26 protein-coding genes are annotated in these 26,113 nt (G+C 63.8%); 18 read left to right on the top strand and 8 right to left on the bottom strand.

Annotated features, from left to right (window positions below; genetic code table 11):
* Positions 1–241: 241 nt before the first annotated feature.
* Together UB31_RS12810 and parE are read right to left on the bottom strand one after the other, a co-directional pair.
* Entirely contained in the window at positions 242–1,027 is a 786-nt protein-coding gene (locus UB31_RS12810; protein ID WP_045011083.1) for an outer membrane protein, read from the bottom strand.
* Between the two features lie 414 nt (positions 1,028–1,441).
* Positions 1,442–3,487, bottom strand: coding sequence for a DNA topoisomerase IV subunit B (parE, locus tag UB31_RS12805; RefSeq protein ID WP_045011082.1), 2,046 nt, complete (start codon positions 3,485–3,487; stop codon positions 1,442–1,444).
* 272 nt (positions 3,488–3,759) lie between these two features.
* On the opposite strand from parE, the gene UB31_RS12800 reads away from it, so the two are divergent.
* The 3 genes from UB31_RS12800 (at position 3,760) to argC (ending at position 6,165) form a co-directional block, all read left to right on the top strand.
* Positions 3,760–4,290 carry a DedA family protein gene (locus UB31_RS12800; RefSeq protein WP_045011081.1) on the top strand — a complete coding sequence of 177 codons (531 nt, stop codon included), beginning with the start codon at positions 3,760–3,762 and terminating at the stop codon, positions 4,288–4,290.
* Between the two features lie 226 nt (positions 4,291–4,516).
* Positions 4,517–5,185: an FMN-binding negative transcriptional regulator gene (locus UB31_RS12795; RefSeq protein WP_045011080.1), complete on the top strand. Its 669-nt coding sequence runs from the start codon at positions 4,517–4,519 to the stop codon at positions 5,183–5,185.
* Entirely contained in the window at positions 5,182–6,165 is a 984-nt protein-coding gene (gene argC / locus UB31_RS12790; RefSeq protein WP_045011079.1) for an N-acetyl-gamma-glutamyl-phosphate reductase, read from the top strand. Before UB31_RS12795 ends, argC begins: the two co-directional genes overlap by 4 nt.
* Positions 6,166–6,286: 121 nt before the next feature.
* Here the strand turns inward: argC and UB31_RS12785 are convergent, their stop codons facing one another.
* Positions 6,287–7,054 carry an outer membrane protein gene (locus tag UB31_RS12785; protein WP_045011078.1) on the bottom strand — a complete coding sequence of 256 codons (768 nt, stop codon included), beginning with the start codon at positions 7,052–7,054 and terminating at the stop codon, positions 6,287–6,289.
* Between the two features lie 175 nt (positions 7,055–7,229).
* On the opposite strand from UB31_RS12785, the gene UB31_RS12780 reads away from it, so the two are divergent.
* Positions 7,230–7,820 (top strand): class I SAM-dependent methyltransferase, encoded by a 591-nt coding sequence (locus UB31_RS12780; RefSeq protein ID WP_045011077.1) that lies wholly within the window; start codon positions 7,230–7,232, stop codon positions 7,818–7,820.
* Between the two features lie 18 nt (positions 7,821–7,838).
* On the opposite strand, the gene UB31_RS12775 is transcribed toward UB31_RS12780, so the two are convergent.
* Entirely contained in the window at positions 7,839–8,237 is a 399-nt protein-coding gene (locus UB31_RS12775) for an MAPEG family protein (RefSeq protein WP_045011076.1), read from the bottom strand.
* A gap of 58 nt (positions 8,238–8,295) precedes the next feature.
* Positions 8,296–10,101, bottom strand: coding sequence for a PHA/PHB synthase family protein (locus UB31_RS12770; protein ID WP_045011075.1), 1,806 nt, complete (start codon positions 10,099–10,101; stop codon positions 8,296–8,298).
* A 249-nt stretch (positions 10,102–10,350) separates the two neighbouring features.
* Here UB31_RS12770 and UB31_RS12765 point away from each other — a divergent pair, with 249 nt between their 5' ends.
* The 8 genes from UB31_RS12765 to UB31_RS12725 all read left to right on the top strand — a co-directional run bounded on the left by UB31_RS12765 (position 10,351) and on the right by UB31_RS12725 (position 17,872).
* The gene (locus UB31_RS12765) at positions 10,351–10,635 is read left to right on the top strand and encodes a hypothetical protein (protein WP_045011074.1); all 285 of its coding nucleotides are present in this window, start codon (positions 10,351–10,353) and stop codon (positions 10,633–10,635) included.
* Positions 10,636–10,877: 242 nt separating this feature from the next.
* Positions 10,878–12,098, top strand: a complete 1,221-nt coding sequence (locus tag UB31_RS12760) for an LL-diaminopimelate aminotransferase (RefSeq protein WP_044999986.1) — start codon at positions 10,878–10,880, stop codon at positions 12,096–12,098.
* Positions 12,099–12,127: 29 nt separating this feature from the next.
* On the top strand, positions 12,128–13,444 hold the full coding sequence (locus tag UB31_RS12755; protein ID WP_045011073.1) for a homoserine dehydrogenase: 1,317 nt from the start codon (positions 12,128–12,130) through the stop codon (positions 13,442–13,444).
* Between the two features lie 86 nt (positions 13,445–13,530).
* Positions 13,531–14,532 carry a class II fructose-bisphosphatase gene (gene glpX / locus UB31_RS12750; RefSeq protein WP_044999984.1) on the top strand — a complete coding sequence of 334 codons (1,002 nt, stop codon included), beginning with the start codon at positions 13,531–13,533 and terminating at the stop codon, positions 14,530–14,532.
* 140 nt (positions 14,533–14,672) lie between these two features.
* Positions 14,673–15,392 carry a haloacid dehalogenase type II gene (locus UB31_RS12745; protein ID WP_045011072.1) on the top strand — a complete coding sequence of 240 codons (720 nt, stop codon included), beginning with the start codon at positions 14,673–14,675 and terminating at the stop codon, positions 15,390–15,392.
* 57 nt (positions 15,393–15,449) lie between these two features.
* Positions 15,450–15,995, top strand: coding sequence for a hypothetical protein (locus UB31_RS12740; RefSeq protein WP_156162708.1), 546 nt, complete (start codon positions 15,450–15,452; stop codon positions 15,993–15,995).
* A 61-nt stretch (positions 15,996–16,056) separates the two neighbouring features.
* A complete protein-coding gene (locus UB31_RS12735) occupies positions 16,057–16,611 on the top strand; it encodes a hypothetical protein (protein ID WP_044999981.1) in 555 nt (184 codons plus the stop codon).
* Positions 16,612–17,113: 502 nt separating this feature from the next.
* Positions 17,114–17,872, top strand: coding sequence for a sulfite exporter TauE/SafE family protein (locus UB31_RS12725; protein WP_045011070.1), 759 nt, complete (start codon positions 17,114–17,116; stop codon positions 17,870–17,872).
* Between the two features lie 19 nt (positions 17,873–17,891).
* Here UB31_RS12725 and UB31_RS12720 read toward each other — a convergent pair whose 3' ends face one another.
* A complete protein-coding gene (locus tag UB31_RS12720) occupies positions 17,892–18,767 on the bottom strand; it encodes an ABC transporter substrate-binding protein (protein WP_045011069.1) in 876 nt (291 codons plus the stop codon).
* Between the two features lie 98 nt (positions 18,768–18,865).
* Here UB31_RS12720 and UB31_RS12715 point away from each other — a divergent pair, with 98 nt between their 5' ends.
* Positions 18,866–19,792, top strand: a complete 927-nt coding sequence (locus UB31_RS12715; protein ID WP_197090809.1) for a LysR family transcriptional regulator — start codon at positions 18,866–18,868, stop codon at positions 19,790–19,792.
* 29 nt (positions 19,793–19,821) lie between these two features.
* Here UB31_RS12715 and UB31_RS12710 read toward each other — a convergent pair whose 3' ends face one another.
* Positions 19,822–20,799: a LysR family transcriptional regulator gene (locus tag UB31_RS12710; RefSeq protein WP_045011067.1), complete on the bottom strand. Its 978-nt coding sequence runs from the start codon at positions 20,797–20,799 to the stop codon at positions 19,822–19,824.
* Positions 20,800–20,924: 125 nt separating this feature from the next.
* Here UB31_RS12710 and UB31_RS12705 point away from each other — a divergent pair, with 125 nt between their 5' ends.
* A complete protein-coding gene (locus UB31_RS12705) occupies positions 20,925–21,614 on the top strand; it encodes an alpha/beta hydrolase (RefSeq protein ID WP_045011066.1) in 690 nt (229 codons plus the stop codon).
* Positions 21,615–21,673: 59 nt separating this feature from the next.
* On the opposite strand, the gene UB31_RS12700 is transcribed toward UB31_RS12705, so the two are convergent.
* Positions 21,674–22,339 (bottom strand): GntR family transcriptional regulator, encoded by a 666-nt coding sequence (locus UB31_RS12700; protein WP_044999974.1) that lies wholly within the window; start codon positions 22,337–22,339, stop codon positions 21,674–21,676.
* Positions 22,340–22,454: 115 nt separating this feature from the next.
* Here UB31_RS12700 and UB31_RS12695 point away from each other — a divergent pair, with 115 nt between their 5' ends.
* The 4 genes from UB31_RS12695 to UB31_RS12680 all read left to right on the top strand — a co-directional run bounded on the left by UB31_RS12695 (position 22,455) and on the right by UB31_RS12680 (position 26,111).
* Entirely contained in the window at positions 22,455–23,252 is a 798-nt protein-coding gene (locus UB31_RS12695; protein ID WP_044999973.1) for an enoyl-CoA hydratase/isomerase family protein, read from the top strand.
* Between the two features lie 9 nt (positions 23,253–23,261).
* Positions 23,262–24,521: a CaiB/BaiF CoA transferase family protein gene (locus UB31_RS12690; RefSeq protein ID WP_045011065.1), complete on the top strand. Its 1,260-nt coding sequence runs from the start codon at positions 23,262–23,264 to the stop codon at positions 24,519–24,521.
* Positions 24,522–24,584: 63 nt separating this feature from the next.
* Entirely contained in the window at positions 24,585–25,571 is a 987-nt protein-coding gene (locus UB31_RS12685) for a Bug family tripartite tricarboxylate transporter substrate binding protein (RefSeq protein ID WP_045011064.1), read from the top strand.
* A gap of 57 nt (positions 25,572–25,628) precedes the next feature.
* Positions 25,629–26,111 (top strand): tripartite tricarboxylate transporter TctB family protein, encoded by a 483-nt coding sequence (locus UB31_RS12680; RefSeq protein ID WP_045011063.1) that lies wholly within the window; start codon positions 25,629–25,631, stop codon positions 26,109–26,111.
* Positions 26,112–26,113: the final 2 nt, after the last annotated feature.

Genomic DNA, 26,113 nt, shown 5'->3' with positions numbered 1-26,113 from the left:
GCTTCGGTACGGATACAATGGCTGCGAGCGCAGGCCGCGGGGAGGACGCATGTCCGCGCGGAAGATCATCTTGGGCGTCGCGGATGGTGCAAGGCGATCGCCGATACCCATTCGTCAGCGATCGAAGAATCGCTCGACCGCTCATATCGAGCCTTGAAGGCGAGTATCGGTCGCTCAAGCCTTCCAAAACGAAAAAGCCCCGGACGATGCCGGGGCTTTGACGTTTGAACTTGCGTTCAGATCAGTACTTCGCGACGACCGGACCGGTCCAGTTGAAGCGGTAGACCAGCGAGGTCGAAATCGTCTGGTTCCAGCTGTTGGCGCGGATGCTGTTGACGCCGGTCGGCAGGTTGGTGGCGTCGGAGAGCTCGTCCCGGGTCTTCGCATTGTAGAAGGCCGAGCGATATTCGGTCTTCATGAACCAGCCGGGCGAAGAGATACCGAACATGTTCAGGCTGTTCTCGACACCGCCGCCGACGAAGAAGCCGTTGCGGTTGTAGCCGTTGAGGTGGATGCCGCTCGGACCGCCAGCCAAGGTGGTGAAGCCCGTGCTGCCGAAGTGAGCGCCCGAGTAACCGCCGTTGACGTAGGAGAGAACATTCGGAGCAACCAGCCAGCCGAGGCGCACACCAGCGGCCCAGGAATCTTCCAGCTTCTGGTTGCCGGTGAGGCCGAGGAGCGGATCCTGCACGGTCGAGCGGAGGCTGCCGAACTGACCGTCAGCGAACACGCCGGCGACCCAGGTGCCGCTGAACTGCCAATCGTAGCCGAGACCAACGGTGCCGAACCAGCCCGAGCCACCCTGACGCTGAGTGATGGTCAGCGGAACCGCGCCGACGGTCGACTGGATGGACTGGTCGGAGTTCGAAAGACCGCCGCCGCCACCGCCGAAGATGTAGAAGCCGGTCCAATTGGCGACAGGCGCCATCATCGGGGCCTTCACGTAAGGACGGGCAGCAAGGTCGGCCGCCGAGGCCGAACCGGTCATCGCCGCAACCGCGGTCAGAGCCAGCAAAATCTTCTTCATGATAAAATCCCCAACTTGGTCTGTAGCAGGCGCGAGCGCACTGAAGTTCGTGTCATCTGATGCCCGGACTATAGACGCTTCTCGCCGAAATGCTGTTGCAGGGCAGGCACAGTCGCCGGAAAACGCCGGCCGGCACGGATTTGTGGGCGCATCACAGATTCAATAAAAATGATGTAGATTCAAATACTTAGTAGAATGTTCGGATTTTGGTTTCGGGTAACTTCTCGTTAGCAATTCGGCTTTGTCCGAAACGGAGGCAGTCTTGCCTCAGCCTTTGGCGCTGGTGAGTCGTTGGCCGAGTCGCGAATTCGCGTGCCGATCGCTCGGCAGGAATCATCGGGAAAGCGCTGTGCAGCCGCCAAAAATGAAAAAGCCCCGGCCTTGAGCCGGGGCTTTTGATGGAAAATCGCGACTTCAGACGTCGAGCAGATCCTCGTTGGCGAACTCGGCCTTGTCGGAGATGAACGCAAAGCGCGCTTCCGCCTTGGTGCCCATCAGGCGCTCCACCGAATCCGCCGTGGTGTCGCGGTCGTCGGCGAGCAGGACCACCTTCAGCATGGTCCGCCTGGCCGGATCCATGGTGGTCTCCTTGAGCTGCGCCGGCATCATCTCGCCGAGGCCTTTGAAGCGATTCACCTCGACCTTTGCATTGGCGTTGAACTCGCTCTTGATCAGCGCCTCCTTGTGCGCGTCGTCGCGGGCGTAGATCGACTTGGTGCCGTGAGTCAGCTTGTAGAGCGGCGGCACCGCGAGGAAGAGGTGGCCCTGGTCGATCAGCGGCCGCATCTGCCGGTAGAAGAAGGTGATCAGCAGCGAAGCGATGTGGGCACCGTCGACGTCGGCGTCGGTCATGATGATGATGCGCTGATAGCGCAAATCCTCTTCGCGATACTGCGCGAGCATGCCGCAACCGATCGCCTGCACGAGGTCGGAGAGCTGGGCGTTCGCAGTCAGCTTGTCCTTGCCGGCGGAGGCGACGTTGAGGATCTTGCCGCGCAACGGCAGCACGGCCTGGGTCTTGCGGTCGCGCGCCTGCTTGGCGCTGCCGCCTGCCGAGTCACCCTCGACGATGAAGAGCTCGGAGCCTTCAGTGCCGGCGTCGCTACAGTCGGCGAGCTTGCCCGGGAGGCGCAGCTTCTTGCCCGCGGTTTTCCGCGCGGTCTCTTTCTCTTGCCGCCGGCGCAGCCGCTCCTCGGCGCGATCGACCACGAAATCGAGCAGCCTGTTGGCCATGTTGGGATTGCCCGACAGCCAATGGTCGAACGGATCCTTCATCGCCTGTTCGACGATGCGCTGCGCTTCGGCAGTGGCGAGACGATCCTTGGTCTGGCCCTGGAATTCAGGCTCGCGCACGAACACGGAGAGCATTACGGCCGCACCGACCATCACGTCTTCCGAGGTGATGGAGGCGGCGCGCTTGCCCTGACCAACGCGCTCGGCGTGGTCCTTCAGGCCGCGTAGCAGCGCGCTGCGCAGGCCGGACTCATGCGTACCGCCGTCGGGCGTCGGCACGGTGTTGGTGTAGGACGACAGGAAGCCGTCGGCGTCCGCAGTCCAGGCCACCGCCCATTCGCAGGCGCCATGCGCGCCGTTGCGGCCCGACTTGCCGGAGAAGATGTCGGGGTGCACCAGCGTGTCGGCGTGGATGGCGGCTGCGAGATAATCCTTCAGGCCGCCGGGGAAGTGGAAGGTCGCTTCCGCCGGGACGTCCTCGACGCCCTTCAACAGCTCAGGCGCGCAATTCCAGCGGATCTCGACGCCGCCGAACAGATAGGCCTTCGAGCGCGTCATCTTGAACAGGCGCTGCGGCTTGAACGCGGCCTTGGCGCCAAAAATGTCGGTATCCGGCTTGAAGCGCACGCGCGTGCCGCGGCGGTTGTTGATCTTGCCGAGATCCTCGAGCTTGCCCTTGGGATGGCCGCGCTCGAATGTCATGCGGTAGAGTTTCTGGCTGCGCGCGACCTCGACCTCGAGCAGGGAGGAGAGGGCGTTCACCACGGAGATGCCGACGCCGTGCAGGCCGCCCGAGGTCTCGTAGACCTTGGAGTCGAACTTGCCGCCCGAATGCAGCGTGCACATGATGACTTCGAGCGCCGACTTCTTCGGAAATTTTGGATGCGGATCAACCGGGATGCCACGGCCGTTGTCGGTGACGGTCAGGAACCCGTCCGCGCTGAGCTCGACCCCGATGAAGGTCGCGTGTCCCGCCAACGCCTCGTCCATCGAGTTGTCGATGACTTCGGCGAAGAGGTGATGCAGCGCCTTCTCGTCGGTGCCGCCGATGTACATGCCGGGCCGGCGCCGGACCGGTTCCAGGCCTTCCAACACCTCAATGTCGGCCGCCGTGTAGTCGGCTTCGGCACCGCCTGCCCGCGGGGCCGCCTTGGCGGGCGCCCGGGTCTTCGGCTCGTTGGCGCCGAACAAGTCGTCTTTTGCTTTGGTTTTCAATTGCTTGGACATATATTTTGATGCACTTTGAGGGCCGCAGAAGCGGCGAATCGGTTGGCGTGACTATGCCACTTCTGGCTTGGAAAGGTCACCGCAAGGCGGGACGGGCGCTGTGGTTGGGAGCCAATCCCGGCGATTTTACGCCGCAGGCCCGCCAATTCCCGTCAATTTGACGTCCCGGTCCGGTCAGAGCCGGGATTTGTGACTTGATGTCACACAAGTCCCTGGCTTACCAGTGCTTTTCATCGAGCAGGACCCTGAGGTGGGCGGGAAGGCTATCTGGAATGGAGCAGTTTGCGCACGCGCTGGCCGACTTCGTGCGCGCTCACCAGGCCTGGGCCGCTCCGATCGTGTTCCTGCTGGCCTTCGGTGAATCGCTGGCGTTCATCTCGTTGCTGATCCCGGCCTGGGGTGCGCTGGTGGCGATCGGCGCGCTGATCGGGGTGAGCGGCATCAGCTTCTATCCGCTCTGGATTGCCGGCGGCATCGGGGCAGCGCTCGGCGACTGGGTCTCCTACTGGTTCGGCTACCGCTACAAGGAGCAGGTCGCGCAGATGTGGCCGCTCTCGCGGTATCCGGATCTGCTCCCGAGGGGTGAGGCCTTCGTGCGGAGCTGGGGCGTGCCCAGCATCTTCATCGGCCGCTTCTTCGGCCCCTTGCGCGCCTCGGTGCCGCTCGCCGCCGGCATTTTCGAGATGCCCTATTGGAGTTTCCAGGTCGCCAATTTCGTTTCGGCCCTGATCTGGTCGGCGGCGCTGCTGCTGTTCGGCGACGTGATCGCCAAGGTCATGGAATGGCTCTGGCGGGTAATCTGACGCCTTGAACCTTGACGGAAACCTCATCTGGCATTATAGCCGCGCGCCATGATCAACGCCGCGACCATCCTGTTCGCCCGTCGCCGCCGCCGCTCTTTAGCGGTTTGGGCGGTCGATCGCGTTTGAGATCATCGTCTTTGCCGCTGGACCCGATCCGCGGCATTCTCTCTCCTGTCAGCGCGATCTGGTCCGGCGGCTCCCCACGGAGGCCCAGCAGGAGACCACGATGTACACGCCACCATTTTTCAAGCAGGACCGCGCCGCGAGCCTGAAATTCGCCGACGCGCGCGGCTTCGGCACCATGTGCGCCTTCGACGGGGAAAAGCCGATCGCATCAGCGCTGCCGTTCTATCTGACCTACGCCGATGACGGCACGCCGCATGTCGCCTTTCATGTCGCCCGTCACAATCCGCTGCTAAAGCTTGCGGACGGCGCGGCCTCCTGGCTGCTCGCGGTCAACGGCCCCGATGCCTATGTCTCGCCTGACTGGTACGTCTCGCCGGATCAGGTGCCGACCTGGCTCTACCAGTCCGTCCATTTGAGCGGGCCGGTGCGGCTGTTGTCGGATGACGAGCTGTCGGTGCAGATCGACACGCTCAGTGACAAGTTCGAGAACTGGCTGCTGCCGAAGAAGCCGTGGACGTCGGGCAAGATGACGGCGGGCCGGTTCGAAGCGATGAAGAAGGCGATCGTGGGTCTGGTGATGACGGTTGAAGAGGTCGAAGGCAGCTTCAAGCTCAACCAGCACAAGTCCGACGCCGATTATACGGCGATCGCCAATGCGCTCGGCGCGCAACCCGCTGCCGACGCCAGGGAGATCGCGCAACTGATGCAGGACGTGAGGCCGGAAGCCTTCGCGGACGAAACCAACAAGCTCGAAAGGAGCGTGCCATGACTCTCGTTGACGCCAAGCAAGCACCGACCACGGGCGTCGCAAAAAAGTCCGCGACCGTCTTCGTCGACGGCGGCTCCGGCACCACCGGGCTCGGCATCAACGAGCGCCTGAAGCTCCAGAGTGACGTCGTGGTGAAGACCATTGCCGACGACAAGCGCAAGGATCCTGCGGCCAAGAAGGCGCTGATGGAGGAGGTGGATCTCGTCATCCTCTGCCTGCCGGACGATGCCGCCAAGGAAACCGTCGCGCTCATCGACAGCATGGGCGCCTCGGGGCCGAAGGTGCTGGACGCCTCCACCGCGTACCGGGTCGCACCCGACTGGGCCTACGGCTTTCCGGAGCTCGCACCGGACCAGGCCGGCAAGATCAAGGCCGCGAAAAAGGTCTCTAATCCCGGCTGCTATCCGACCGGCGCGATCGCGCTGCTGCGGCCGATCGTCGATGCCGGCCTGTTGCCGCCCGACTATCCCGTCACCGTCAACGCGGTGAGCGGCTATTCCGGCGGCGGCAAGTCGATGATCGCGAGCTTTGAAGACGGCAGCGCGCCGTCATTCGAGCTCTATGGCCTCGGCTTCGAGCACAAGCATCTGCCGGAGATGCAGCTCTACTCGAACCTGACGCGGCGGCCGATCTTCATCCCCTCGGTCGGCAACTACCGGCAGGGCATGCTGGTCTCGGTGCCGCTCCAGCTCGACACGCTGCCGGGCAAGCCGAGCGGCGCCGATCTCCAGGCCGCGCTGGCCAAGCGCTACGCCGGCTCGAAATACGTCTCGGTGATGCCGCTTCAGAACGAGACGACCAAGGGCGGCAAGCTCGAGCCGGAGGCGCTCAACGAGACCAACATGCTCGAGCTCTATGTCTTCGCCAGCAACAAGTACCACCAGGCGGTGCTGGTTGCCCGGCTCGACAATCTCGGCAAGGGCGCGTCGGGCGCGGCCGTGCAGAACATGCGGCTGATGCTGGGATTGCCGGAGGAGTAGGGCTTTGTGCCCCGGACGCAGCGCAGCGCGAAGCGGTGCGCTGCTGAGCCGGGGCCCATTCTTGCTTTGATTGCAGCTTCTGGGTCCCGGCTCGCGCTTCGCGCGTCCGGGACACGAACCCTTAGTACTTCGCGATGACCGGGCCGCCGAAGCGGTAGTTGATGCGGGCGGTGATCAGGTCAACGTCCTGGCCGATGCGGTCGGTGCGCGAGAACGTGCCGACAGGTGCCAGCACGCCGTTGGCCGTGAGGGTGACGTCACGCCGGCCCATGAACATGTGGTCGTATTCGAGGCCAACCGACCAGTTCGGGGTAAAGCCGTATTCGAAGCCGACGCCGACCGCACCGCCCCATCGGGTCTCGTTGGCACCATCGAACTCGGCCCCGGCCAGACCACCCGTGCCGATGCCGCGGTAACGATCGCTGGTAACGGCGGCGCCGCCCTTCACATAGAGCAGCGCATTGTTCCAGGCGTAGCCGACCTGGCCGGTGAACAGGCCGAAGGCGTCGACGCGGGTGCGGTTCGCGACGCCGAGCACCGTGCTCGCATTCCGGCCCGAGAGGTCGGCCCAGTCACCCTGAGCCTCGAGGCCGAACACGAAGGCGCTGCTCTGCCAGCGATAGCCGATCTGCCCGCCGGCGACGGCGCCCGTCGCATCATGGCAGCCTTCGGCGACGCCAGGCGCGAAGCCCACGGTCTGATCCCAGCACTTGTGCGACGAGCCATAGCCGCCGTTGGCGCCGATGTAGAAGCCGCTCCAGTTATAGACGGCGGCGATCATCGGCGGCGCCTTGGTGTAAGGACGAGCGGCGAGGTCGGCTGCGTTGGCCTGGGTCGCGGCGGTTGCCAGCGAAAGCGCGCCGAGCGCGGATACAATCTTCCAATTCATGTCTGTTCCGAATCAATCAATTGCGATGCGCAAATATACCTGTGGAGGCGTGACAACCTGTACTGGCAAGCTGTCGCACCGGTCTGTTTTTGCCGCAGTGTTATCTGTCGGCAACAGTTGCGGCTGATGATGGGTAGCCGGCAGAGCAGGGCTGCGCTCCGGAGCGAGTGACACCATGGACGAGACCACGCTGCAATTCTATCGGAGCAACGCCCAGTCCTATGCGGACTGGGCGAAGGCGCCCTCGACGCGGCTGCGGAGTTTTCTGGCCCTGCTGCCGCCCGGTGGCGCGATCCTGGAGCTCGGCTGCGGCGCCGGCAATCATTCGGCAGTGATGCTGGCCGAAGGTTTTTCGGTGCGTGCGACCGACGGCTCGCCGGAAATGGCCGAGATCGCCGCGGGACGGCTCGGTCACCCCGTCGAGGCGATGCGGTTCGACGAACTGGATGCGCAACAGGCCTATGACGGCGTCTGGGCAAGCGCCTGTCTGCTGCACGTGCCGCGCGACGAGCTCGCCGGCATCCTTGCTCGGATTCATCGCGCCCTCAAACCGTCAGGCGTGTTTTACGCCAGCTACAAGATGGGCGAGAGCGATGGGCGGGACAGCTTGGGGCGGTACTACAACTATGCATCGCCCGAGTGGCTGGAAGCGACCTACGCCAGTGCGGGCCCCTGGATCACGCTGACGTCGGAGACCTCCGTCATCCAGAGTTTCGACCAGACGCCAGCCGACATGCTGAATCTGGTCGTTCGCAAGCCGGCCTGATGCCGGCATCGCCCAATCCTAGACGATCTTGAAGATCGCCAGCGCCAGCACGGCCTGGGCGAGGAAGCCGACGGTGAAGGCCAGTGTGCGGAACACCGGGACCCCGAGCGCATAGACGATCAGATGCGCGACGCGTGACCAGAAATAGACCGCGCAGGCGAGCACCGTCCATTTCGAGGAATAATCGATCGCGTTCAGGATCAGCACCAGCGGCGCGAACAGCACGAGGTTCTCGACCGCGTTGTCATGCGCGAACATCAGCCGGTTCGCCCACTCCGATTGCGGCTTGTCGCCGCGCGAGGGGTTGGCCATCGCGCCACCGAGCCCCCGAATCTGACAGCGATTGATGGTGTAGGGAACCCAGAGGATTCCGGTCAGGATCACCGTACACGTCAGCCAGAACAATTCGCGCGTCATAGTCCGGTCCCCTCCAAAATCGATGTCGTGAGCTTATACGAAAGCGCGCGCCGTTGCGCTATGCGCGAACCCTGACATAGCTGCCGGGCGCGTCCTCGATCGGGGGCAGCGCCTCGCTGCCGACGGCGCGCGCCGGGACCTCCTCGGGATCGAGCCCGCCCAGCCATTCGCGCCAGTCCGGCCACCACGAGCCCTTGTGCTCGACCGCGCCCTTCATCCAGTCTGCGACGCTGACGTCCTTGATGTTGTCGTTGGTCCAGTACTGGTACTTGTTCGAGGCGGGCGGATTGACAACGCCTGCGATGTGGCCGGAGCCGGACAGCACATATTTCACCGGGCCGCCGAAGAACTGCGAGCCGTACAGCACCGATTCCGCCGGCGCGATGTGATCTTCGCGGGTGGCGAGATTGTAGACAGGCACCATGACCTTGGAGAGATCGAGCAGGGTGTTGTCGAGCACCATCGTGCCCGTCGACAACCGGTTCTCCAGATAGCAATTGCGCAGATAATAGGAATGGTTCGACGCGGTCATGCGGGTTGCGTCCGAATTCCAGTGCAACAGGTCGAATGCGCTCGGCTGCTTGCCTTTCAGATAGTTGCTGACGACGTAGGACCAGATCAAATCGTTGGAGCGCAGCATGTTGAAGGCCATCGCCATCTTCGAGCCTTCGAGCACGCCGGACGCCTTCATGTCCTTCTCTAGGGCTGCGACCTGCTCCTCGTCGACGAAGACCAGGAGGTCGCCAGCATGGGTGAAGTCCACTTGAGCCGCAAAGAACGTCGCCGAGCTGACGCGCTGGCGGCGCTTCTCGGCGAGCCAGGCCAGCGTGGTCGCGAGCATCGTGCCGCCGACGCAATAGCCGGCCGTGTGCACCTTCATCTCGCCGGTGATCCGCTCGATCACGTCCATCGCCGCGAGTGGGCCTTCCTTCATGTAGTCTTCCCAGCTCTTGGTGCCGAGCCGCTTGTCGGGATTGACCCATGAGATCACGAACACGGTGATGCCCTGGTCGACGCACCACTTGACGTAGGATTTTTCCGGCTTGAGATCGAGGATGTAGAACTTGTTGATCCAGGGCGGGATGATCAACAGCGGCGTGCGCAGCACGTTCTCCGTCGCCGGCGAATACTGGATCAGCTGCATCATCTCGTTCTGGTAGATCACCTTGCCCGGCGTCGTCGCCATGTTGACGCCGACGACGAGGTTGTCCGGATTGGACTGGCGGATCTTCAGCATGCCCTTGCCGGCCGCGATGTCCTCGGCCAGCATCGTCAGGCCGCGCGCGAGATTCTCGCCGCTGCTTGCGACCGTCTCGCGCAGCACCTCCGGATTGGTCAGCACGAAATTCGACGGCGAGATCGCGTTGGTGACCTGTAGCATGTAGAATTCGGCCTTGCGGCGGGTCTGCGGATCGAGCTCGGCGTCGTGCACCAGCTCCTGTGCCCATTTGGCTGTGAGCAGATAGAGCTGCATCATGAAATCGAAGAACTGGTTCGACTTCCATTCCGGATCGGCAAAGCGCTTGTCGCGCGGCGAGGGCGCGATCGCGGGAGCAGCGTCCTGGCCGGCCATCCGCCGCGCCGCCGAACCCCAGAGGTCGAGATAATCCTTAGCGAGCTTGGTCTGGAGGTCGGACGAGCGCGACGTATCGGACAGCCAGTATTCGGCGACCGACGTGAAGGTCTTGACGACTTCGGTGAGCTCGGCTGGCGGACGATCCTGTACCTCGCCGCTTTCGCGCGGCTTCAGATAGGCGGCGAGCGCCTTGCCGCCGCTCTCCATGGCCCGCGCGACATTCATCGCGAAGGCTTCCGCATCGAACTTCGTCTCGGGTTTGGGCGTGTCGGTGGTGGCGGTACTCATGAGCAGAACAGTAACGATTCATTCTGTATTCGTCACCGCGAAGCTCGCATGTTTGGCGCTAAACACGCGCGAAGATGTGCTGCACTGCGACAAAGCTTCTTGGTTTTGTCACAATCGGGGTGCACCCCTTGGGCGTGGGCCTTATGTTTTCTCGCTCGTACCATTTGTGGGCAGCAATGGTTTGAGCTTGGGCAGGGTGTTGGGTTAAGCTCCAGCAGCCGTGCATGGGACGAGTAGGGGATTTCCCAAGTGTTGGCGTTATGGGACCTGCAAAAGTCGCTGCCGATCTGCGGCGCGCTGCTGATCGCGGCGCTCGCGTTGGGCGGCTGCTCGAGTCAGCTCGCGGACATGACACCCACCGATGCGCAAGCGCATCCCAAGGACCCCAACGCCTATTTGCCGGTGCACGACCTGCCGCCGGATCGTGATCAAGCGATCATTCCGCCCGACCAGCGCGCCAAGATCGAGGCAGAGCTGGCCGCCGCCCGCGACCGTCAGGCCGTGGCCGCCAAGGATGCCAAGGATGCCAAGTAAGGATGCCAAGTAAAGGCGCCGCAAGGTAATCGCTGGCGCCCCCGCCACTCCGTGCTAAAAAGACCTCAATTCAGCCGAGAGTCAGAGCGAAGGACTTCAGTCCCTGTCGCCGAAAATCACTCCAACTATTTGATTTTGAGTGATTTTTACGAAAGGGCCGAGGCCTCTCCGAAGGTCCGTCGCGGCCTTTCGATTCTGCCCTGACCGGTTGCCCGGAGCCGCAAGAACCGATGTCTGGACCCATGGAAGATTTTTACCGCATCCGCCGCCTTCCGCCTTACGTATTCGAGCAGGTCAACCGGGCCAAGGCGGCCGCGCGGAATGCCGGCGCCGACATCATCGACCTCGGCATGGGCAACCCGGACCTGCCGGCGCCGCCGCATGTGCTGGAGAAGCTCAAGGAGACGCTGGGCAAGCCGCGCACCGACCGCTACTCGGCCTCCCGGGGCATCCCCGGCCTGCGCCGGGCTCAGGCCGCCTATTATGAGCGCCGCTTCGGTGTGAAGCTCAACCCCGACACTCAGGTCGTTGCGACGCTCGGCTCCAAGGAGGGCTTTGCCAACGTGGCGCAGGCGATCACCGCGCCTGGCGACGTCGTGCTCTGTCCGAACCCGAGCTACCCGATTCATGCCTTCGGCTTTTTGATGGCAGGCGGCGTGATCCGCTCGGTGCCCTCGGAGCCGACGCCGCAATTCTTCGAGGCGGTGGAGCGGGCGATCGTGCATTCGATCCCGAAGCCGCTTGCGCTGGTCGTCTGCTATCCCTCGAACCCGACCGCCTATGTCGCGAGCCTCGACTTCTACAAGGACCTTGTCGCGTTCGCGAAGAAGCACGAGATCCTGATCCTGTCCGATCTCGCTTATGCCGAGGTCTATTTCGACGAGAGCAACCCGCCGCCCTCGGTGCTCCAGGTGCCCGGCGCGATCGACGTCACCGTCGAATTCACCTCGATGTCGAAGACCTATTCGATGGCCGGCTGGCGCATGGGTTTTGCAGTCGGCAATGAGCGCGTGATCGCAGCGCTCGCCCGCGTCAAATCCTATCTCGACTACGGCGCCTTCACGCCGGTGCAGGTCGCCGCGACCGCTGCGTTGAACGGTCCTGACGATTGCATCAAGGAGATGCGCGACACCTATCGCAAGCGCCGCGAGGCGCTGGTGGAGTCCTTTGGCCGGGCCGGCTGGGAGATCCCGCCGCCGGATGCCTCGATGTTCGCCTGGGCGCCGCTGCCGGAGGCGTTCCGCAGCGTCGGCAGCATGCAGTTCGCAACCTTGATGGTGGAGAAATCCGGCGTCGTGGTCTCGCCCGGCGTCGGCTTCGGCGAGCATGGTGAAGGATATGTCCGCATCGCCATGGTGGAAAACGAGCAACGGATCAGGCAGGCCGCGCGCGGCGTGCGCCGCTTCCTTGAAAGCGGCATCGAAACGTTGCACAACGTCGTTCCGCTCGCCAACCGGCGTTAATTCTCTTCGACAGGTTTTCGCAAAGCATCATGGTCGCACCCCTGAAAGTGGGCATAGCGGGGCTCGGCACCGTGGGCGCCGAAGTTGTCCGATTGATTGAAACGCAAGCCCGCGTGCTCGCGGGCCGCAGCGGCCGGGGCATTCGCGTCGTCGCCGTCACCGCGCGCTCGAAGGCGAAGAAACGCGGCATCGACCTGCGCGGCGTCGAATGGGTCAAGGATCCGATCGCACTGGCGACCCATCCCGGCATCGACTGCTTCGTCGAGCTGATGGGCGGCGCCGGCGATCCCGCGCTGTCGGCGGTCGAGGCTGCGCTGAATGCCGGAAAGTCCGTCGTCACCGCCAACAAGGCGCTCCTGGCGAAGCACGGTCTCAAGCTCGCCAAGGCCGCCGAAAAGCACGGCGGCGCGCTGAATTTCGAGGCAGCGGTCGGCGCTGCGATCCCCGTCATCAAGACGTTACGCGAGGGTCTTGCTGGAACCGGCATCAACCGCGTCTACGGCATCCTCAACGGCACCTGTAATTACATCCTGACGCGGATGGAGCAGGAGGGCCTGTCCTTCGCGGAATGCCTGAAGGACGCGCAGCGGCTCGGCTATGCCGAGGCCAATCCGTCCTTCGACGTCGACGGCCACGATACCGCGCAAAAACTTGCCATTCTCGCCAGCCTCGCTTTCGGCACGAAAGTTGCTCAAAGTGCGGTGTATGTCGAAGGTATCTCCTCCATCGCGCCGGAAGATCTGCGCGCCGCTGACGATCTCGGTTACCGGCTCAAGCTGCTTGGCGTTGCGGTTCGCACTGCAAAGGGCATCGAGCAGCGCGTGCACCCGACCATGGTTCCAAAATCCTCCTCGATCGCGCAGGTGATGGGTGTCACCAATGCGGTCACGATCGATGGCGAGGGCATTCCGCCGATCACGCTGGTGGGCCCGGGGGCAGGCGGAGCTGCGACCGCATCTGCCGTCGTCGCCGATATCGCCGACGTCGCGCGCGGCATCCGCGCCAATCCGTTCGGCCGGCCGATCTCGCATCTGCGCGACACCAAGAAGGCGCCAATGGAGCGCCACGAGGGCGGCTACTATATCCGCCTTTTGGCGCGCGATTTCCCCGGCACGGCGGCCGCGATCGCGACCCGGCTTGCGGAACAGAAGATTTCGATCGAGTCGATCGTGCAGCGTCATCCCAATGGCGGCGCTGCGCCGGCAGATGGCAAGGCGGTGCCCGTGCCCGTCATCCTGATCACCTATGCGACGCATGAGGACGCGGTGCGCCGCGCACTCGCAGCCGTGCAGCGCGACAAGGTGATCAGCGGACGACCGCAGGTGATCCGGATCGAGAAGAACTGAAGTCAAGCGGTTCGAACGAACCGCAAGTGTTGCGAGTTAATGCGGGCAGAGATTTCTGTCCCGAACCGTTTTGAAGGAGTGAGCCGATGTCGACCCATATTTCAGTCCCGCCGCAAGCGTTGCTCGAGCGCATTCTCACGCTGGAGATCGTGCGCGTGACGGAGCGGGCGGCGGTGTCTTCGGCGCGGTTGCGCGGGCACGGCAATGAGAAGGCGGCCGACCAGGCCGCGGTGGACGCGATGCGGCGCGAGCTGAATAAGCTGCCGATCGAGGGCACAATCGTGATCGGCGAGGGCGAGCGCGACGAGGCGCCGATGCTCTTCATCGGCGAGAAGGTCGGGATGAACGCCGGCCCGAAGGTCGACATCGCGGTCGACCCGCTCGAAGGCACCACGCTGTGCGCCAAGAACATGCCGGGCTCGATTGCCACCATGGCGATGGCCGACGGCGGCACGCTGCTGCACGCGCCCGACGTCTACATGCAGAAGCTTGCGGTCGGTCCCGGTTACGCCAAGGGCGTCGTCGAGCTCGACGCCACGCCGGCGGAAAACGTCCGCCGCCTCGCCAAGGCCAAGGGCGTCACGGCGGAGGGGATCACCGTGCTGGTGCTCGATCGTCCGCGCCATGCCAGCATCATCGAGAGCGTGCGCTCGACCGGCGCTGCCGTGCGCCTCATCACCGACGGCGACGTCGCCGGCGTGATCCACTGCGCTGACCCCGATAACACCGGCGTCGACATGTATCTCGGCACCGGCGGCGCGCCGGAAGGCGTGCTCGCGGCCGTGGCGCTGCGCTGCATCGGCGGCCAGATGCAGTGCCGGCTGATCCTCGACTCCGACGAGAAGCGCGAGCGCGCTGCCAAGATGGGCGTCAACGATCCCAAGATGATCTACGGCATCGAGGACATGGCGCGCGGCGATTGCCTGTTCGCCGCCACCGGCGTCACCACGGGCTCGCTGCTGTCAGGCGTGAAATTCCGCAAGGACGGCGTGATCGAGACCGAGACGGTCGTGATGCGCTCCGTCACCGGCACCGTGCGCTACATCAAGGCCGAGCACCGCGAACTCGCGAAGTTCCATTTGGACTAAACAAGGCAATAACAACTGCCGTCATTCCGGGGCGACGCGAAGCGTCGAGCCCGGAATCCATAACCACCAGCCGGGATTATGGATTCCGGGCCTGCGCCTAACGGCGCATCCCGGAATGACGAGCGTGGAGGGAAGCTCCCATGTCCGATCTCTCAGCCGTTAAAGCCCTCGTGTTCGACGTGTTCGGCACCGTCGTGGACTGGCGTACCAGCCTGATTGCCGATTTGATGTGGTGGGGCAAGGGCCGCGGCATCACCGCTGACTGGACCGCTTTGGTCGACGGCTGGCGCGGCATGTACATGGCCGCCATGGATGACGTGCGCAAGCACCCCGAGCGCGGCTATGTCATCCTCGACGTCCTGCACCGCCGCTCGCTGGACAGGCTGGTCGAGAAGTTTGCGATCGAGGGGCTGACCGAGGCTGACCTCGACTACATCACCAAGGGCTGGCATCGCCTGCATCCCTGGCCCGACAGCGTCGCCGGCCTGACGCGGCTGAAGACGAAATTCGTGATCTCGCCGCTGTCGAACGGCAATGTCGCGCTGCTCACCAACATGGCGAAGTTTGCGGGTCTCCCCTGGGACCTCGTCATGTCGGCCGAGCTGTTCGAGCACTACAAGCCCGATCCCGAAACCTATCTCGGCGCCGCCCGGCTGCTCGGCCTCAAGCCCGAAGAGGTCATGATGGTCGCGGCGCACAATTACGATCTCAAGGCGGCGCAGAGCCATGGCCTGAAGACCGCCTTCGTCGCGCGCCCGACCGAGTACGGCCCACTGCAAAAGATCGATTTTGAAGCCACCGGCAACTGGGACATCGTCGCCAGGGATTTTGGCGGCGTCGCCGACAAGCTCGGGTGCTGACAGCGCGACAAACGGTCGGCTGCGATCAGGGATGCAGGTAAGAACAAGAGGTGCTTGTTGGCCTCCCCATCGCCGGTCCTGCAAGTCCTGGTCGCGGCGGCGGTGACCGCTGGCACGATCGCTCTCATCGCGTGGGGACTTCGGCGAGCGAAGCCGAATGTGCTCAGCGATACCGCAGGAGCAATCGAGCCGGAGAGAATGACCGCCTGGCTCACCGTTATCGGCGGTTGCGCCCTGTCGCTGGCCGGTTTCTACGGCGTCCTGTTTCATGAAGCCGGCTGGGGAGGGCTGGTGACGGTATTGCTGGGGCTTGGTGTTGCCGGCTTCATGTCGCCATCGCTCACATCCGTCCACAAGGTGACGTGGGACGATGAGTCGATTGAAGGTCCCTCGAACCTGTTTGGTCCCACGCTGGGGTTGCGAAGAACGAGAATGCTTTGGGGCGATATTGCGAGAACGGGAACGACGATGACCGGTTACTGGTTCGTCGAAAGCCGCGACGGCCGACGGGTTTATTGGAGTTTTCTCTACAAGGGCCACGGCGCTCTCGCCGCAGTTCTTCACGGGAAGCGGCCCGATCTGGAGCTTTCTGCTTTTCAATGATGACCGCCTGCTGCATCCACGATGCGCTGCCTCCTGAGCTTGTGGGATAGAGGGCAACCGAATGAACCGATCCACGTCCATCACCGCAGCCGTTGCGATCAGCACCTATATCCTGGCAAAGGATAGCAACCGTCCTCAATTGATGAAGCACGCCTTCGCGGAGGACTGCGAGCTGGAAATGGTCGTCAAGACTGACGCCATCTCGTTTCCGAGCTCGGCAAAGGGGCTGGCGCAAATCACAGAGGTGCTGGTCACCGGCTTCGGCGACCAGTACGAGAATGTGCGCACGTTTTGCCTGTCCCGTCCCAATGCAGGCTACCGGCCGCAGTTCCGTTGTGACTGGCTGGTCGGGATGTCGGCGCGGCAGGGCGGTGCCGTTCGCGTCGGATGCGGACACTATGACTGGGGTTTTGCGTCCGCCGATGATGGGCGCGTGACGAAGCTCGTGATCGACATCGAGGTGATGTGCGTGCTTCCGGTCGCGGACTCGGAGCCGATCATGCAGTGGCTGGCGGCGTTGCCCTATCCATGGTGCTCGGACGTGCAGGCCCGCGAGCGCATTCCGGATATCGACGCGTTGCGCCCGATTGAGCGCTTCCTTGGCGGACGGACATGATAAGCGGCCATCCCTGCGGATGACGAGCGCCTGACGCCGCGCTGCCTGCGCGGGGTCGTGGTCGTCAGATGCGTGCACAGCAGCAAGACCGTGACCTCGCTCAGCTCCACCGGACCGCCACGCCTCGCGGTGGGCGGGCTGCTGCCCGACGTGAGGGGAACATGCCCCAAGCCCCCGATCCCGAACGCAGGTCAATATTGAACCGAGTACAATGTTCTTATTGTACCGAATAAAAGCTCGGATCATATTCTGGGGCAAGGAGCAAATTGCACCGGGCGAACTCGGTGGCAATGGAGCGACGACGATGCACCTGAGTTATTTCGATCTGTTTCTGGCGTTCCTTGGATTGACCTTCGGGCTGCCCTCGGCGCTGCCCGGCCTGTTTTTCCAGAGCAAGGACGGTCGGCACCCGAGGTCGTAGGCGGACTGATGGCGCCATCCGAACGAGCGTGACGGACTTCTACGTGACGGACTTGTACGTGAGGGACTTGGAGACGCGCAGATGGAGTTGACGGTCACCACAGTCCTGATCGCCTTTGCGGGCGTGTTCCTGATCTGCTTCATGAAGGGCGCGTTCGGCGGCGGCTTCTCGATCGTCGGCATTCCGCTGCTGTCGTTCGTGATGGACCCGGTGACTGCCGGCGGCCTGCTGGCGCCGCTGTTCATCGCGATGGACTTGTTCGCGCTGCGCTACTGGAAGCCCTCGACCTGGTCGAAACCGGACCTCGTGCTGCTGCTGCCCGGGCTCGTGATCGGCATCGCGCTTGGCTATCTCCTGTTCCGCGTGCTCGACCATCGCGCCGTCGCGATCGTGATGGCGGTCGTCACCTTGATCTTTGTCGGCCTGTGGTTCGTGAGCGATCCGAAGGTGACCATTCGTCCGCGTTCGACGCCGAAGGCGGTCGCAGCCGGTCTCGCCTCGGGCGTCACCACCATGGTGGCGCATTCCGGAGGACCGCCGCTGGCGATGTATCTGCTGCCGCTCGGCCTCAGCAAGGAGGTCTACGCGGGAACGACGAGCCTGTTCTTCACCGTCGGCAATGCGACCAAGGCGGTGCCGTGGCTGCTGCTGGTGCGGCCGGCCGGCAACGTCTGGATCGTGATGGCAGTGTGCCTGCTCGCCATTCCAAGCGGCGTCTGGCTCGGCTGGCGGCTGCACGGAAGGCTCGACCAGCAGCAGATCTACCGGGCCTGCTATGGCTTGCTGGTCGTGACGGCATTGAAGCTCCTGTGGGACGGTGTGTCCGGCTATCTCGCGTGACGCACGCTTGCGCCGACGCTCAAATCCCGCCGAATGCGACCGTCGCCTTGTCGTAGGCGCCATCGCCCATCGTGCCGGCTTCGAAGATGCCGTGCTTCTCGATCCAGTCGAACGACTGTTCGTAGACCTCGCGGGAATAGGGTTCGAACACGATCCGCTCGCCGGGCCCCCAGCGCCGCGTATCCATCGTCGCGTGAAAACGCTCCGGAAACTCGTTCTTGTAGTAGTGGGTGTAGAGCTCCGGCCGCATATCGATGTCGCGCTGGGCTTTCTTCAGCGCGCGGAAATAGCGCTTGATGTCCTCGGGCGCCGGATCGCCATTGATCATGGACGCGACCATGAAGGTCGTGTCGATGATCTTGCGATAGCCGAGCTGCTCGGCGAAATAATAGGGGCCGTTGAACAGCGCAGCGGCCTCGCTCTTGCCCTCGAACAGCAGCTCCATCCTGCGAAACAGCATGCCGTCCTCGAAGGTCAGGTTGATCTGCCCGGGCGCCAGATAGGGCTCGAGTGCCTGGATGGTCGAATAGTGGCTGCCTGACTGGAAGCCGACCGAAATCGGGATGCCGGCGAGGTCCGAAGGCGTGCGGATATTCGAATCCGCCGGAACGAAGATGCCCGACGGCGCGACCGAGTAGACGTCTGCGTAAAGCTTGGCGTGGCCGTTCGAGGCGGCGACGTTGACGGTCCAGTGGCAGGCGCAACTGACGTCGGCCTTGCGTCCCTTCTCGATGCTCTGGAAGGCGCCTTCATTGACCTTGTTGTGGTGCTGGCCTTCGGTCGAGCGGATCAGCTCGCGAAATTCGTAGTCGAGCCCTTCGTCGCGGAAGTAGCCCTTTTCCTCGGCCCCCCATTCCTGAAGGCGAAAATGCGATTCGATGACGAATTTGGTCATTGGCGTTCCTCCGTGTTCGCGTGGCCGTTCGGCCGTTCAATTGACTGGAGGATAGCAAACAGCCAAGCTCAATCCATGGCTGAAAGGGAATGTTTCATATGTCAAAAATGGAATCTTCCGGCATCGACTTCCGCGACCTGAGGGTGCTCGACGCGCTGATCCGCGAAGGCAGCATCACGCGTGCTGCCGCAAGTCTCGAAACCACGCAGCCGGCCGTCAGCAAATTGCTGGCCCGATTGCGCCTGCGCTTCGACGATCCCCTGTTCGTTCGCCGCGGCAGCGGGGTGCAGCCGACGGCGCGGGCTGTCGAGATGGCCTCGCAAATCCGCGCCTTGCTCGAGATGGCCGACACGCTGTGGCAGGAGCGGCTGCCGTTCGACCCGCGCAAATCGGAGAAGATCTTCAGCCTGCTTCTGACCGACGTCGGCATGGTGCGGTTCCTGCCGCCCCTGGTCGCCCGTCTTGCGGAGCTCGCGCCGCGCATTCAGGTGCGCGCGATCCCGCTCGATTCCCGACACTTTGCGCTCAAGCTTGAATCGGGGGAGGCGGACCTTGCGCTCGGCGCCTTGCCGCGGGCGGCGGGGCATCTTCGCTCCCAGCGGCTCTATTCCGACGGCTATGCCAGTGTGGTGCGGCGAGGGCACCCGAGACCGGCGCAAGCACGTACGCGCCGGGGATTTCTCGACGAGCAGCATATTCTGATCACGGCGTCCGAGACCGGGCATGCCGCCCATCTCGAGACGCAGCGCGTGCTGACACGCGCGATCGCCCGCGCCAACATCCTGTTGCAGGTGCCGAGCTTCATCGCGGGCGCGCTCGTGGCCTCGCAAACCGATGGCGTCGCAACCTTGCCCGCCAATCTGGCCGCCATCGTCGCCGAGCCGCTCGGGATGACCGTGTTCAGGACGCCGGTCGCGCTACCGCGGATCGAGATCGCGCAATATTGGCATGAGCGTTATCATCGCGATCCCGCTCACCGCTGGCTGCGCTCGATCACGCTCGCCTTGTTCGGAAATCGCGCCTAGCTGAAGCTCTTGTGGCATGGCGTGTCCGGCTATCTCGCCTGAGATATCCGCTGCACGGACGCACTGCTGGCATTCGACTTGGCGACTTTGCGGCTGCATTCGATGAAGCGCTCCGCAAGCGGCGTCAGCGTCCGGTTTTTGACCGTGACGAAGCCGATCGGCGAGGGGGGCGACGACATCTCGATCGGCAAGGCCTTGATATGCAGTCGCATCCGCTTGCCGCCGAAGCGCACGACAGACGCCGGAACGAGACCCAGCCAGCGGCCGCTTTCGATCAGGCGCAGGTGAAGATGCAGTGACATCGTCAGGACGTGTGCGGATGGCACCTCAAGACCGTTGCTGCGGAAGACCTCTTCGTGCAGTGACCTTGCCAGACTGCCAGGTTGTGCCAGCACCCATGGCTCTCCGATCAGATCGGCAAGCTTGAGCTTGCGCCGCTTGGCCCAGCGGCTCTCGGCTCCCGCGACGATGATATTGGGCTCGTCGAGCAACGGCTCAGCTACCAGGTCCGGCTCGGTCATCGTGGCGGGAAGCCGCCCGAACACCAGCTCCGCTTCGCGGTTGCGCAGATTGTGGTACTGCTGAACGGCGATATTTTCGTGCAGCACGTGAAGCACCGCGCGCGGAAAATCCTGCGTGAACTGCTCGATGATCGCCGGAAGCAGGCCCGCGTCCGTCACGATTGATGACCCGATACGCAGCTCGCCTGCGTCCGGTTGCTTGATGAATTCGATCTGCTGCAACCCCTTGCGGATCTCGTCGAACACGGCGACGCCGGACTCGAGCAGTGCGCGACCGTAATGCGTCGGCTCGACACCGGCGACGCTGCGGTCGAACAGTTTTACGCCCAGCGTCTGTTCCAGCTCCGAGACCGTCTTGGATACGACCGGATAGGACACGGCCAGCTCTTCCGCCGCCCGGGTCATGCTGCCGGCCTCCGCGACGGCGAGCACGATGTGGAAGTCGCGCAGCTTGACGCGGCGGCCGATCCGATCCGTCCACTTCATCAGGCACCTAGCTAAATGGTTAGGGGTATCCGCATAAAACGGAACTAATCAGCTATAGCGAAATCGGGCAAGAAGAACCCGCGAAATTCAAGCGCTCCGGCGCAACAACCCGAAGGCAAACTGTCATGGCTGAGACCTCAACACCCACAATCGTCCTCGTTCACGGCGGCTTCGTCGACGGCGCAGGCTGGGAAGGCGTCTACAACATTCTCAGGAAGGACGGCCTCGACGTCAGCATCGTGCAAAATCCGACCACATCGCTCGCGGACGACGTCGCCGCGACCCGCCAGATCATTGCGCAGGCCAAGGGGCCGGTCGTGCTGGTCGGTCACTCCTACGGTGGTGTGGTGATCACGGAAGCCGGCAACGACCCGAAGGTGTCCAAGCTCGTCTACATCGCGGCCTTCGCGGCGGACAAGGGCGAGTCTGTGGCTTCCCTGATCAAGGACCCGCCGCCCGGCGCTGCCGTGCCGCCGATCCTGCCGCCCCAGGACGGCTACCTGTTCCTCGACAGGGCAAAGTTCGCGGCCTCGTTTGCGGCCGACGTCGAGCCGGCAAAGGCGGCGTTCATGGCGGACTCGCAGGTGCCGTGGGGCCTGAAGGCGTTGGAAGGAGCCGTCACCGAAGCTGCCTGGCGGACAAAGCCGAGCTGGTACCTGGTTGCGACCGACGACCACATGATCCCTCCGCCGGCTCAGCAGTTCATGGCCAAGCGCGCCGGCGCCACCGTGGTCGAAAGCAAGGGAAGTCACGCGGTCTATGTGTCGCGTCCGGAAGCGGTCGCCGCGATCATCAAGAGCGCCGCACTCGCCTGATGCAGTGACGACACCTGCCGCCGGCCGAGCCGGCGGCAGAGCCAAGGCAGCAGGACGGCTCACGCGATCCGCAGCGTGAGCTCGCTTCCTTCCGTCTCGGCAAACCCCGCCTGCAACACCTCTTCACGCTTGTGCCGCAGATGCGCACGCAGGATGTGCGAGAGGCCGAGGCCATCGCGGCGCTGGAGCGCGTTCAGGATCGCTTCGTGCTCGCTGACGGCGAACGCCCAGCGCTGCGGCGTCATCGGCGTCACATAGCGCGCGCGGCGGATGCGCGCGGTCACGGAGGCGTAGAGCCCGGTCAGCGCCGGATTTCCGGCTGCGGTGACGATGGCCTCGTGAATGGCGCGGTTGCCGCGATAATACTGGATCAGGTCGCGCTCGCGATAATGTTGCACCATCTCCGCATGCGTGGCGGCGATCTCAGCGATCCCGGCGTCAGTGATGCGCTCGCAGGCGAGCTCGCCGGCCAGCGCCTCGAGGCCCTGGCAGACCTCGAACAAATCGCGCATGTCCTTGTCGGTCAGCTTGGCCGCGCGCGAGCCGCGATGCGGCAAGAGCTGCACGAGGCCCTCGGCAGCAAGCACCTTGAGGGCTTCGCGTAGCGGCGTGCGCGAGATCTGGAGCCGGTCGCACAGCTCGCGCTCGGGGATCCGCGCGCCCGGCGGGATTTCGCCGTCGAGCAGAATGTCGCGGATGCGGCCGACGACCTCTTCATGAAGCATGGGATCGGGTCCAGTTTGAATTCAAAATAGAATTTAATCGCGCTTCAATGCAAGTTCCAGCTTGATAATATCATGTTTTGCATTCAAAAATGAAAAAAACAGAAGAGGTAGGGACATGGATCAGGAAGCCGCAGGGGCAGAGGACCTCGTTTTCGAGGTTGAGGACGGCATCGGGCGGATCACTTTCAACCGCCCGCAGGCGCGCAATGCCTTCACCTTCGCCATGTACGAGCGGCTCGCCGAGATCTGCGAAGAGGCCAATGGCGATCACGCGATCAAGGTGCTCGTGCTGCGCGGCGCGGGCGACAAGGCCTTCGCGTCTGGCACCGACATCAACCAGTTCCGCGAATTCAAGACACCGCAGGACGCGATCGACTACGAGAACCGGATCGATCGGGTGCTGACCACGCTCGAGCAATGCCGGGTGCCGACGATCGCGGCGATCAACGGCTTCTGCACCGGCGGAGGGGCGGGCATTGCCGCCGCCTGCGACCTGCGCATCGGCACGAAAAGCGCCAAAATCGGATTTCCCATCGCGCGAACGCTCGGCAATTGCCTGTCGATGTCCAATGTCAGCCGTCTCACCGCGCTGATCGGCGCCGCGCGCGTCAAGGATTTGATCTTCACCGCGCGTCTCGTCGAGGCCGCGGAGGCCGCACATGTCGGGTTGCTCGGCGAGGTCGTCGAGGATGGCGCGGCGCTCGACCGCCGTGCCGAGGATGTCGCCCGGCTCTTGGCCAGCCACGCGCCGCTGACGCTGAATGCGACCAAGCAGGCGGTGGCCCGCCTGCAAAAGCGGCTGACGCGAGATGAGGGCGAAGACCTCATCCTGATGTGCTACACGAGCCAGGATTTTCGCGAAGGGCTCGAAGCTTTCCTCAACAAGCGCGCTCCGCAGTGGCGCGGCCGATAGGACAGGCCGATGCAAAGCGATCGATCGCAAAAAACCTCCCGCCGTTCAGGACCGCTCGCCGGCCTCAAGGTCATCGATCTCACCCATGTCATGGCGGGGCCGACCTGCACCCTGATGCTCGCCGACATGGGCGCCGACGTCATCAAGATCGAGAAATCGCCGAACGGCGATGACACCCGCCATTCGGTGCCGCCGAAGATCGGCGACGAGGCGGCCTCGTTCCTGATGATGAACCGCAACAAGCGCGGCATCGTGCTCGATCTGAAGACCGAGGGCGGCAAGCAGGTGCTGCGGCGGCTGATCGCGGATGCCGACGTGCTGGTCGAGAATTTCGCGCCCGGCGCCATGGAGCGCCTCGGCTTCGGCTACGAGGTGCTGCACGAAAAATTCCCGGCGCTGATCTATTGCTCGCTGTCCGGCTTCGGCCGCACCGGTCCCTACAAGCACCGCCGTGGTTTCGATCTGGTCGCGCAAGCCATGAGCGGCATCATGAGTTTTACCGGCGAACGTCCCGACGGCCCGCCCGTGAAGTGCGGCCCGCCACTGTCCGACATCACCGCCGGCGTGCTCGCGAGCATGGGAATTCTGGCGGCCTACACCCATCGCCTCAAGACCGGGGAAGGGCAGTGGGTCGAGACGTCGCTCTACGAGGCGGCGCTGGTGCAGACCTACTGGCAGTCGACGATTGCGCTTGCGGCCGGCACCGCGCCGCGCGCGATGGGCTCGGCGCATCCGCTCAACGCACCGTATCAGGCTTTTGAAGCCTCCGACGGCTGGCTCGTGGTCGGCGGTGCCAACAAGAAGCATTGGCTGCTAATGCTGGACGCGCTCGGCGCGAGCGAACTTGCGGAGGATCCGCGCTTCGTCACCGGCGCCGACCGCATGGCGCATCTGAAGGAGCTCGAAGCCGTCCTGAGCGAGCGCTTCCGCACCCAATCGCGGGCGCATTGGCTTGCCGCGCTCGATGAGAAAGGCGTGCCGTGCGGGCCCGTGCACGACATGTTGGAAGCTCTGAGCGATCCGCAGACGCTGGCGCGCGAGATGGTCGTCGAGGTCGAGCATTCCACGCTCGGCCCGGTGAAGACGATCGGACTGCCCGTCAAATTCTCCGAGACGCCCGGCAAGGTTCTCTCCGGCGCGCCCGTCTATGGCGAGCATACGCGCGAAGTGCTGGCCGAGCACGGCTTCAACGACCAGGAAATCGAGGCCTTCGAGAAGCAGGGCGCAATCGTTTCGGCCTCAGGGAGGCGCGAGGAACGCGTCGCCTGACAAGAAACCGTCACGACAGACACAAGACCAACAAAACAAGCAAAAAATCAGCCGGAGGGAATCATGGGTCGCACGTCAAGTTTTCTGCTGTTCGCACTCGCGCTCACCGGCGCCGCGCCTGCGCTCGCGGCCTGGCAACCGCAGAAGCCGATCGAGTTCGTCGCGACCGCAGGTCCAGGCGGCGGCACCGACAACATCGCCCGTGCCGTGCAGAACATCATCACCAAGTACAAGCTGACCGATCAGCCGATCGTCGTCGTCAACAAGGCCGGCGGCAGCGGCGCCGAAGGCTATGTCTACGGCAAGGCCTCCGCCGGCGATCCCTACAAGGTGATCTTCGGCACCTCGAACGCCTGGCAGCAGCCGCTCGTCTCCAAGGTCGCCTTCAACTACACCGATCTCACGCCGATCGCGGCCATGGCGCAGGACGAGTTCCTGCTCTGGGTCAAGCAGGACTCGCCGTACAAGACCGCGGCCGATTATCTGAAGGCCGCCGTCACGGGTGACTTCAAGATGGGCGGGGCGCAGTCCAAGGACACGGACGAGGTCCTCACTCGCATGATCGAAAAAGCCGGTCACGTGAAGCTGACCTACATCCCCTTCAAGAGCGGCGCCGAAGCCGCCGTGCAGCTCGCCGGCGGGCACATCGATTCCCACGTCAACAATCCCAGCGAAAGCCTCGGGCAATGGCGCGGCGGCACGCAGCGTCCGCTCTGCGCCTTCAGCCCGAAGCGGCTGCCGCAGGGCGCCAAGATCACCGCGACCGAAGGCTGGAGCGACGTGCCGACCTGCGTCGAGCAGGGCCTCGACATCGCGCAATACGAGCAGCCGCGCACGGTGTGGCTGCCCGGCAAGGTCACGCCGGAGCAGGCCGCGTTCTACGTCGACCTCATGAAGAAGGTGCAGGCCACGCCGGAATGGAAGGACTATATCGAAAAATCCTCGCAGATCGACACGTTCCTGACCGGCGCCGAGTTCGACAAGTTCATCAAGGAGGATATCGAGCACCTCAGGCAAGTCGCGAGCGAGCAGGGCTGGCTCATCAAGTAGGATGGCGGAGCAGCACACCATGATGTCTCGTTGTCCCGCGCCCGGCTGGGGGCCCTGATGATATCGCGCCGCGCCCTCGAACTCGCGACTGCCGTGCTCACCGGCAGCTTCGGCGTCGCGGTGGTGGTCCAGAGCCTCGACAATGGCATCGGCTGGTCGAGTGCGGGCGTGGATTCCGGCACATTCCCTTTCGTGATCGGTCTCGTGATCGTTCTCGGAAGCCTCTACAATCTGGTGCGGGGCGTGCTGCCGGCCACGTCGCTCGCCAGCGTTCCCATCGCCATTACGCAGATCGAGCTGCGCCGGCTCGCCGGCCTGTTCGTGCCGGCCGCGATTTTCGTGGCCGCGATCCCGCTGCTCGGGATGTATCTCGCCTCGGCCCTCTATATCTTCGCCGTGCTTGCGGTCCCCAGGCATCAATCGCTGCTTCGGTCGCTCGCGATGGCGGCGGCCACTGCGCTCGCGCTCTATGTCGTGTTCGAGCGTATGTTCCAGGTGTCGCTCCCGCACGGCGCGCTCGCCGCCGCGTTTGGCTTCTGAGG

The sequence above is a fragment of the Bradyrhizobium sp. LTSP849 genome (assembly GCF_000938255.1).
In the GTDB taxonomy this organism is placed as follows: Bacteria; Pseudomonadota; Alphaproteobacteria; order Rhizobiales; family Xanthobacteraceae; genus Bradyrhizobium.
This window is presented reverse-complemented; position numbering and strand designations above follow the sequence as displayed.

Coding starts and splice junctions, on each gene's coding strand:
- UB31_RS12710 (WP_045011067.1), bottom strand. CDS start 20,799: ATGAAGTGGACGGATCGGATCGGCCGCCGCGTCAAGCTGCGCGACTTC.
- UB31_RS12700 (WP_044999974.1), bottom strand. CDS start 22,339: ATGCTTCATGAAGAGGTCGTCGGCCGCATCCGCGACATTCTGCTCGAC.
- UB31_RS12685 (WP_045011064.1), top strand. CDS start 24,585: ATGGGTCGCACGTCAAGTTTTCTGCTGTTCGCACTCGCGCTCACCGGC.
- UB31_RS12785 (WP_045011078.1), bottom strand. CDS start 7,054: ATGAATTGGAAGATTGTATCCGCGCTCGGCGCGCTTTCGCTGGCAACC.
- UB31_RS12720 (WP_045011069.1), bottom strand. CDS start 18,767: ATGACCAAATTCGTCATCGAATCGCATTTTCGCCTTCAGGAATGGGGG.
- UB31_RS12795 (WP_045011080.1), top strand. CDS start 4,517: ATGTACACGCCACCATTTTTCAAGCAGGACCGCGCCGCGAGCCTGAAA.
- UB31_RS12745 (WP_045011072.1), top strand. CDS start 14,673: ATGTCCGATCTCTCAGCCGTTAAAGCCCTCGTGTTCGACGTGTTCGGC.
- UB31_RS12695 (WP_044999973.1), top strand. CDS start 22,455: ATGGATCAGGAAGCCGCAGGGGCAGAGGACCTCGTTTTCGAGGTTGAG.
- parE (WP_045011082.1), bottom strand. CDS start 3,487: ATGTCCAAGCAATTGAAAACCAAAGCAAAAGACGACTTGTTCGGCGCC.
- UB31_RS12800 (WP_045011081.1), top strand. CDS start 3,760: ATGGAGCAGTTTGCGCACGCGCTGGCCGACTTCGTGCGCGCTCACCAG.
- UB31_RS12810 (WP_045011083.1), bottom strand. CDS start 1,027: ATGAAGAAGATTTTGCTGGCTCTGACCGCGGTTGCGGCGATGACCGGT.
- glpX (WP_044999984.1), top strand. CDS start 13,531: ATGTCGACCCATATTTCAGTCCCGCCGCAAGCGTTGCTCGAGCGCATT.
- UB31_RS12725 (WP_045011070.1), top strand. CDS start 17,114: ATGGAGTTGACGGTCACCACAGTCCTGATCGCCTTTGCGGGCGTGTTC.
- UB31_RS12715 (WP_197090809.1), top strand. CDS start 18,866: ATGTCAAAAATGGAATCTTCCGGCATCGACTTCCGCGACCTGAGGGTG.
- UB31_RS12755 (WP_045011073.1), top strand. CDS start 12,128: ATGGTCGCACCCCTGAAAGTGGGCATAGCGGGGCTCGGCACCGTGGGC.
- UB31_RS12780 (WP_045011077.1), top strand. CDS start 7,230: ATGGACGAGACCACGCTGCAATTCTATCGGAGCAACGCCCAGTCCTAT.
- UB31_RS12760 (WP_044999986.1), top strand. CDS start 10,878: ATGGAAGATTTTTACCGCATCCGCCGCCTTCCGCCTTACGTATTCGAG.
- UB31_RS12705 (WP_045011066.1), top strand. CDS start 20,925: ATGGCTGAGACCTCAACACCCACAATCGTCCTCGTTCACGGCGGCTTC.
- UB31_RS12775 (WP_045011076.1), bottom strand. CDS start 8,237: ATGACGCGCGAATTGTTCTGGCTGACGTGTACGGTGATCCTGACCGGA.
- UB31_RS12680 (WP_045011063.1), top strand. CDS start 25,629: ATGATATCGCGCCGCGCCCTCGAACTCGCGACTGCCGTGCTCACCGGC.
- argC (WP_045011079.1), top strand. CDS start 5,182: ATGACTCTCGTTGACGCCAAGCAAGCACCGACCACGGGCGTCGCAAAA.
- UB31_RS12735 (WP_044999981.1), top strand. CDS start 16,057: ATGAACCGATCCACGTCCATCACCGCAGCCGTTGCGATCAGCACCTAT.
- UB31_RS12690 (WP_045011065.1), top strand. CDS start 23,262: ATGCAAAGCGATCGATCGCAAAAAACCTCCCGCCGTTCAGGACCGCTC.
- UB31_RS12770 (WP_045011075.1), bottom strand. CDS start 10,101: ATGAGTACCGCCACCACCGACACGCCCAAACCCGAGACGAAGTTCGAT.